This is a genomic window from Inquilinus sp. (assembly GCF_057815775.1).
Genome location: NZ_JBYRFX010001140.1, coordinates 1 through 5569, shown reverse-complemented (window position 1 = coordinate 5569; position 5569 = coordinate 1). Strand labels below are relative to the sequence as shown.

At 69.0% G+C, this 5569-nt stretch carries 5 protein-coding genes; 4 read left to right on the top strand and 1 reads right to left on the bottom strand.

What is annotated here, in order from left to right; translation table 11 throughout:
• The first annotated feature begins 61 nt into the window (after nucleotides 1-61).
• The 3 genes from AC3XYG_RS40515 to AC3XYG_RS40505 all read left to right on the top strand — a co-directional run bounded on the left by AC3XYG_RS40515 (nucleotide 62) and on the right by AC3XYG_RS40505 (nucleotide 3447).
• Nucleotides 62-1402 (top strand): glutamine synthetase family protein, encoded by a 1341-nt coding sequence (locus tag AC3XYG_RS40515; protein WP_489145586.1) that lies wholly within the window; start codon nucleotides 62-64, stop codon nucleotides 1400-1402.
• Nucleotides 1403-1454: 52 nt separating this feature from the next.
• Complete coding sequence (locus tag AC3XYG_RS40510; protein ID WP_489145585.1) at nucleotides 1455-2366, top strand: ketopantoate reductase family protein; 912 nt, start codon at nucleotides 1455-1457, stop codon at nucleotides 2364-2366.
• A gap of 64 nt (nucleotides 2367-2430) precedes the next feature.
• Nucleotides 2431-3447, top strand: coding sequence for an LLM class flavin-dependent oxidoreductase (locus AC3XYG_RS40505; protein ID WP_489145584.1), 1017 nt, complete (start codon nucleotides 2431-2433; stop codon nucleotides 3445-3447).
• On the opposite strand, the gene AC3XYG_RS40500 is transcribed toward AC3XYG_RS40505, so the two are convergent.
• Complete coding sequence (locus tag AC3XYG_RS40500) at nucleotides 3402-4028, bottom strand: cytochrome b (protein ID WP_489145583.1); 627 nt, start codon at nucleotides 4026-4028, stop codon at nucleotides 3402-3404. The two genes, AC3XYG_RS40505 and AC3XYG_RS40500, sit on opposite strands and share 46 nt — an antisense overlap.
• Before the next feature lie 270 nt (nucleotides 4029-4298).
• On the opposite strand from AC3XYG_RS40500, the gene AC3XYG_RS40495 reads away from it, so the two are divergent.
• The gene (locus AC3XYG_RS40495; RefSeq protein WP_489145582.1) at nucleotides 4299-5552 is read left to right on the top strand and encodes an Hsp70 family protein; all 1254 of its coding nucleotides are present in this window, start codon (nucleotides 4299-4301) and stop codon (nucleotides 5550-5552) included.
• Nucleotides 5553-5569: the final 17 nt, after the last annotated feature.

The window sequence follows — 5569 nt, the reverse complement described above, 5'->3', positions numbered from 1 at the left end:
TATGGTGGATGCCGCTGAAACGAGAAGCGGGGTCCGCCTAAAGGGTCAGGATCTTGATTGTATGCAAAAGATGGAAGACTTCATCCACGACCATGGTGTGACTGAAGTCGAGTGCCTGGTTCCCGACATCAACGGGATTGCCCGGGGCAAGATTCTGCCGGACGACAAATTCATCAAGGGCCTGAAGACGCGGGGCATGCGGATCCCGGAATCGATCTTCATGCAGACGGTGACCGGGGACTACCCCGACGACGACGTCACCAATGCGGCCGATATCGACATCTACATGGTGCCCGACGGCGACACGATCCGGATGGTGCCGTGGTACCAGGAGCCGACGGCGCAGGTGATCTGCGACGCGGAATATGTCGACGGCAGCCCGTGCGAGCTGTCGTGCCGCCATGTCCTGCGGCGGGTGCTGAAGCTGTACGAGGCGAAGGGCTGGAAGCCGCTGGTGGCGCCCGAGCTCGAATTCTACCTGGTGAAGAAGAACATCGACCCGGACTACCCGCTGGAGCCGCCGATCGGCCGGTCCGGCCGGCCGGAGACCGGGCGCCAGTCCTACGGCATCGACGCGGTCAACGAATTCGATCCGATCTTCGAGGAAATCTACGACCATTGCGAAGTGATGGGCCTCGACGTCGACACCCTGGCGCATGAGGCGGGGGCAGCGCAGATCGAGATCAACTTCAACCATGGCGACGCGCTCGACCTCGCCGACCAGGTGCTGATCTTCAAGCGCACGGTGCGCGAGACGGCGATGCGCCACGACGTCTACGCCACCTTCATGGCCAAGCCGCTGCAGAACGAACCCGGCAGCGCCATGCACCTGCACCAGAGCGTGAACGACGCCAAGACCGGCCGGAACCTGTTCGCCACCGAGACCGGCGGCAACAGCGACCTGTTCCTGTCCTACATCGCCGGGCTGCAGAAGTTCGTGCCGGCGGCGATGCCGCTGTTCGCGCCGAACGTGAACTCCTACCGCCGCCTCGACCCCGAGAGCGATGCGCCGATCAACGTGCATTGGGGCATCGACAACCGCACGGTCGGCTTCCGCGTGCCGATCGACGAACCGCAGGCCAAGCGGGTCGAGAACCGGGTCGCCGGCGCCGACTGCAACCCGTACCTGATGTTCGCGGCGTCGCTGGCCTGCGGCTATCTCGGCATCGTCAACGAGATGACGCCGTCGAACCCGGTCGAAGGTTCGGCCAAGCGGCTGGCCTTCACCCTGCCGCGTCACCTGTACGACAGCCTGAACAAGTTCTCGGCCTCGCGCCCGTTGCGCGAAGTCCTGGGCGAGAAGCTGGTCGATGCCGTCTGGTGGGTGAAGAATAAGGAGTACGACGCCTATCACCGCGTCATCAGCTCCTGGGAGCGCGAGAACCTGCTCCTGAACGTCTGACGTGCGCCCGTGCCCTGCGGGGCGCGGGTTTCCTTGCCGGAGGGTGCCGTCGATGAAGGTCGCGGTGATGGGCGCGGGCGCGGTGGGCTGCTATTTCGGTGGCATGCTGGCCCGGGCGGGGCATGAGGTGGTGCTGATCGGCCGGCCCGGCCATGTCGAGGCGATCGGCCGGGACGGGCTGCGGCTCGAGACCCAGGCGTTCGACGAGCGGCTGCGCCTCGCGGCCAGCACCGATGCCGCGGCCGCCGCCGGGGCAGACCTCGTGCTGTTCTGCGTGAAGTCGTCCGACACTGACGATGCCGGGGCGGCGCTGAAACCGCATCTCGCCCCCGGCGCGCTGGTGCTGACGCTGCAGAACGGTGTCGAGAACGCCGACCGTCTCAGGCGCATCCTGTCGCAGACGGTGGGGGCGACGGTGGTCTATGTCGGGGCGGAGATGGCCGGGCCCGGCCACGTCCTGCACCATGGCCGCGGCGAGCTGGTGATCGAGCCGTCGGCCGCCAGCGCTGATGTGGCCGAGGCGTTCGTGGCCGCCGGCGTGCCGGCCGAGATCTCAGCCGATGTCCGGGCCGCCCTGTGGGCCAAGCTGATCCTGAACTGCGCCTATAACGCGCTGTCCGCCATCGCGCAGCTGCCTTATGGCCAATTGGTCCAGGGGCCGGGCATCGAGGGCGTGATGCGCGACGTCGTGGCGGAATGCCGGGCGGTCGCGGTGGCCGAGGGCGTGGCCGTTCCGGACGATATCGAGGCGATGGTGCGCGGCCTCCCCCGGTCGATGCCGGGGCAGTATTCCTCGACCGCGCAGGACCTGGCGCGCGGCAAGCCCAGCGAGATCGACCACCTCAACGGCCTGATCGTGCGCCGCGGCGAGGCCCTGGGGATCCCGACGCCGGTGAACCGACTCCTGCATGCCCTCGTGGGTCTCCTGGAAAGCAAGCGCTCAAGTGCGGAGCAGGGGGCCTGACTTTGCATGCGGCCTCGCATGGCCTGGGTCTTGAACCGGGCCCGCGGCTGCCAAAGTTCACCCCATGACATTCCCTCTCTCGGTCCTCGACCTCGCGCCGATCGCCTCCGGCAATTCGCCCGGCCAGGCCGTCCGCAATTCGCTCGATCTCGGCCGCCTGACCGACCGGCTGGGCTACACCCGCTATTGGGTGGCCGAGCATCATTCGATCCCGGGCGTCGCCAGCACGGCGCCGGAGATCCTGATCGGCCATGTCGCGCAGGTGACGGATCGGATCCGCGTCGGCTCCGGCGGCGTGATGCTGCCGAACCATTCGCCGCTGCGGGTGGTCGAGGCCTTCAAGATGCTGGAATCGCTGCATCCCGGCCGGATCGACCTCGGCCTCGGCCGCGCCCCCGGCTCCGACCAGTTGACGGCACTGGCGATGCGCCGGTCGCGCGACGCCGTCATATCGGATGATTTCCAGGAGCAGTTTGCCGAGATGCGGGCCTTCGCCGACGGCACCTTCCCGGCCGATCACGGCTTCCGCGCCGTGCATGCGGTGCCGGAGGATGTGCCGCTGCCGCCGGTCTGGATGCTCGGCTCCAGCGATTTCGGCGCCCGCTTCGCCGCCCATATCGGCGTCGGCTTCGCCTTCGCCCATCATTTCAGCCCGCAATACACGATGCCGGCGATGCATCTGTACCGCACCAATTTCCGGCCCTCGGCGACGATGGCGGCGCCGCATTCGATCCTGACCGTCTCGGTCTATTGCGCCGAGGATGCGGACGAGGCGGAGCGGCTGGCGCTGCCGCACCAGATGTCGATGGCGCGGCTGCGCACCAACCGCCCGATCCAGCTGCCGAGCCCGGAGGAGGTGCTGGCCTATCAGTATTCGCCGGACGAGCAGCGCCTGGCCGAAAGCTCACGCCGCAACCAGATCGTCGGCACGCCGGAGACGGTGAAGGCCGAGATCGAGCGCCTGGCCGGCGAGACGGTGGCGAGCGAGGTGATGATCACCAGCATGATCCACGACCACGCCGCCCGGCTGCGCAGCTACGAGCTGGTGGCGGAGGTGTTCGGGCTGGACCGGGCAGGATAGAGGCCGGCATCCGCCGTCTGCTCGGGCAGCATCCGGTCGAGGGTGCCGTCCCGGCGGAAGGCGACGTGCCAGACCGTGGCTGCGACATGCAGCAGGACCAGTCCGTAGACCGCCCATTGGCCTAGGATGTGCACGGTGTGGCCGATGCTGTAGACCGTCTCGTCGGCGGGCAGCAGCAGCGGCACATCGACCAGGCCGAAGAACGGGATCCGGCGCGCATGACCGGCGGACATCAGGTAGCCGCTGGCCGGCATCGCCAGCAGGATCAGGTACAGCAGGCGGTGGCTGAGTGCTGCCGCCGCGGCCTCCCAGGCGCCCCAACGGCGGGAGGGCGGCGGCGGATGCCGGGCCCGCCAGATCAGCCGTATCGCGGTGACCGCCAGGATGGTGAGGCCGACCGATTTGTGCAGCATCAGCACGGTGCCGCGCGACGCGGCCTCATCCGGCAGGCTTTCCATGATCCAGGCCAGGATGACGACGGCGAGCATCAGGATCGCCGAGCCCCAATGCAGCCATCGGGCCGGCGCGGCGTATCGCCAAAGGGGGGCAGAGCGGCGGGATTCGGTCGGTGCGGAGGCCATGCGGTTCCCTGATCGCTGAGACGCCGCAGGCTATTCGCCAGATGTCGCAGAACTGTGCCGGCCACCCGCCGCGCCGCTCAGCGCCGGAGCCGGGGATCCGGGAAGGACTGCGCGGCTTTCGGCCTTAGCCTCGGCCCGTGGCGGCCGCATCGTCGCATCCACCGGCAGCCCCTTGCGCGGCCGCGCGGCCCGCGCTACACCCGGCGCCCTTTTCCATCAGCCCCGTCCGACCGGATCGGGGCCTTTCGGCGTTGCGCAGCGGAGGCGGACATGGCGGTCTGCGGCCTTGATTTCGGCACCTCGAACTCGACCCTCGGCATCGTCGACGGGCAAGGCGCCCGGCTGCTGCCGCTGGAGGGCGCGGCGACCACGCTGCCCAGCGCGATCTGGTTCGACCTGGTCGGCGGCGCGCCGCAATACGGCCGCTCGGCGATCGACTCCTATGTCGAAAGCCTGGAAGGCCGGCTGATGCGGTCGATCAAATCCGTGCTCGGCACGCCCTTGATCGAGGAGGACACCTGGGTCGGGCGCGAGCGGATCGGCTTCAAGCGGGTGATTTCCCTGTTCCTGGCCGAGATGAAGGCGCGGGCAGAGGCCACTTGTGGCCACGCGCTGGAGCGGGTCGTGCATGGCCGCCCCGTGCATTTCGTCGACGACGATGCGGCCGGCGACCGCGCCGCCCAGGACACGCTGGCGGCGATCGCCCGCGAGGCCGGCTTCAGCGAGGTGTCGTTCGAATACGAACCGATCGCCGCGGCCCGCACCTACGAGGCCGGGCTGGACCGGGAGGAGGTGGCGCTGATCGTCGATATCGGCGGCGGCACCTCCGACATCTCGATCGTGCGGCTGGGCCCGCAGCGCCGGGCGCTGCCGGATCGCGCTGGGGACATCCTGGCCAATGACGGCATCCGGCTGGGCGGCACCGATGTCGACCGTCTCTTCAGCCTGGCGACGGTGATGCCGGCGCTGGGCCTGGGCAGCAAGATGAAGCGCGTCGGCGCCGTGGCGCCCAGCCGCTACTTCCACATGCTGGCGACCTGGAGCCGCATCAACGCCCTGTATGCGCCGAAGGTGGTGGCGGAGGTGCAGGAGGTGCAGCGCGAATCGCGCGAGCCGCAGAAGTTCGACCGGCTGCTGCGGGTGCTGGAGGGCAATCTCGGCCACAGCCTGGCGCTGCGGGTCGAGGCGGCGAAGATCGCGCTCGGCGACCGCGACCCGACGGTGATCGACCTCCGCGTGATCGAGCCCAAGCTGGGGCTGCGCGCCGGCCGGGCGGTGATGGACGCCGCGATCCAGGATGCCGTCGGCCGGCTTTCGGCGCTGATCCGGCGCTGCATCCAGGCGGCGGGCCTCGCCCCCGATCAGCTCGACGCCGTGTTCCTGACCGGTGGTTCGGCCCTGCTGCCGGCCTTCCGCGCCGCGGCGCTGGCCGAGGCGCCCGCCGCCCGGGTGGTGGAGGGTGACAGCTTCGGCGCCGTCGGCGTCGGCCTGGCGATCGAGGCCCAGCGCCGCTACGGCCCCTGAGAGACCGTTTGTAAATA